We start from the raw sequence: 1,606 nt of genomic DNA, 5'->3' as shown, positions 1-1,606 counted from the left end.
GTTGCAGCCAGAGTGCCCCGGGCAAGATGCGGCTGCGCGTCCCCAGCTGGTAGCGATTGCCCTGCCACTCCAGCCACTGCCCATCCCACACCAGCGTACCGGCATTGCGACGGGAGCGGCGCCAGGCCAGCCAGCCCCCCGTCAGCCAGCAGGGCAACCAGAGTGCCCACTGCCAGCCATGGATCAGACTGGCCACAGGCCACCACAACAGCAGAAACAGGATCAGCAGCAGAACACGCTGCTGCCGGGAGAGAATGACGGGCATGACCACCCGCATCGGGGATCAGCTCAAGCTGTCGTGGCGCGCCTGATTGCGCTCCAGGATCAGGGGGATCATGGCGGCAAAGGCGGGGTCAGCCGGAACACCGTGGCCCATGCACCATTTGAACAGGTCCGGGTCATCGCTCTCCAGCAAACGAATGAAGGTCTGCTGCTGTTCATCGCTCAGGCTATCGAACTCGTGTTCAAAGAACGGCATAAAGATCACATCCAGCTCGAGCATGCCACGACGGCAGGCCCACTTCAGGCGGGATTTTTCAATTGGGCTCAACATGGCACTCTCCTTACAAAGACCTGTGGATGGTAACAGCTGGATTTTCCGGCTGACAAACATTCCTTACGTCTTTACCATGCAGGTCACATACTTTCTGTCTCTGGAATACCATCGTGAGCCTGCAAACGCCTGTTTTTCCTGCCGAGCCAACCCTTTTCTCCCTGACCGATCTGGCCATCACCAGCCTGACCGGTGCGGATCGCGTCAAATATCTGCAAGGCCAGGTCACCTGCGACGTCAACGCCCTGCAACCGGGCCAGAGTACGCTGGGCGGCCACTGCGATGCCAAAGGCAAGCTGTGGGGCGATTTTCGTCTGCTCTGCCTGAGCGATCGCCTGCTGCTGCTGACCAAACCCTCTGTGCTGGCTCGCCAATTGCCGGAGCTCAAGAAGTTTGCGGTGTTTGCCAAGGTAGAGTTCGCCGAGAACCATGGTCAGGCGGTCGGTGTGGCTGGCCAGGGCACGGATGAGTGGATGGCGGCCCGATTTGCCATGTCACAAACCGGCCTGATCGACGATGGAATGGCGGTGCAGATCGAAGCGGATCGCTGGCTGCTGGTGAGCGATCAGCCGTTGGCGCTGGACCTGCCTGCCGGCAGTGAATCACTCTGGTGGGGGCTGGATATCAAGGCTGGCATCCCGCATATGGAAGCGGTACATCAGGGCGAATACATACCCCAGATGCTGAATCTGCAGGCGCTGGAGGGGATCAGCTTCACCAAGGGCTGCTACATGGGGCAGGAGACGGTGGCCCGCGCCAAGTATCGCGGTGCCAACAACCGCGCCCTGTTCGTGCTGGCCGGCACCGCCAGCGAGCCCGTCGCCTGTGGCGATGCCCTGGAGATCCAGCTCGGTGACAACTGGCGGCGCAGCGGCATGGTGCTCAACGTCTGGCAACAGGCTGGTCAGGTGTGGATCACGGCCGTGCTGCCCAAGGATACAGAGACCGATGCCCGTTTTCGTTTCAAGCAGGAGGAGGCCTCCAGCCTCGCTCTGCAAGCCCTGCCCTACTCGCTGACCGAGTAAGGTCGGCTAACGAGGCACCCGCGCCAGC

Annotated in this window: 3 protein-coding genes; 1 reads left to right on the top strand and 2 read right to left on the bottom strand. The window is 61.3% G+C overall.

The genetic code is table 11. The features are described 5' to 3' along the window. Together AAC083_RS18720 and sdhE are read right to left on the bottom strand one after the other, a co-directional pair. A partial coding sequence (locus tag AAC083_RS18720; protein WP_181364819.1) for a hypothetical protein occupies nucleotides 1-265 on the bottom strand: 265 nt, incomplete at its 3' end. An 18-nt stretch (nucleotides 266-283) separates the two neighbouring features. After that, entirely contained in the window at nucleotides 284-553 is a 270-nt protein-coding gene (sdhE, locus tag AAC083_RS18715) for an FAD assembly factor SdhE (protein ID WP_042033786.1), read from the bottom strand. 113 nt (nucleotides 554-666) lie between these two features. Here sdhE and ygfZ point away from each other — a divergent pair, with 113 nt between their 5' ends. Further along, a complete protein-coding gene (ygfZ, locus tag AAC083_RS18710; protein WP_181364818.1) occupies nucleotides 667-1,578 on the top strand; it encodes a tRNA-modifying protein YgfZ in 912 nt (303 codons plus the stop codon). Nucleotides 1,579-1,606 lie beyond the last annotated feature (28 nt).

The organism is Aeromonas sp. HMWF014 (assembly GCF_963878295.1).
Classification (GTDB): Bacteria; Pseudomonadota; Gammaproteobacteria; order Enterobacterales; family Aeromonadaceae; genus Aeromonas; species Aeromonas popoffii.
The sequence above is the reverse complement of the archived record's forward strand: the minus strand, read 5'-3'. Positions and strand labels throughout refer to the sequence as shown.

What these genes read in the sequence shown, in the direction of transcription:
- sdhE (WP_042033786.1), bottom strand. Translation starts at nt 553, where the DNA reads ATGTTGAGCCCAATTGAAAAATCCCGCCTGAAGTGGGCCTGCCGTCGT.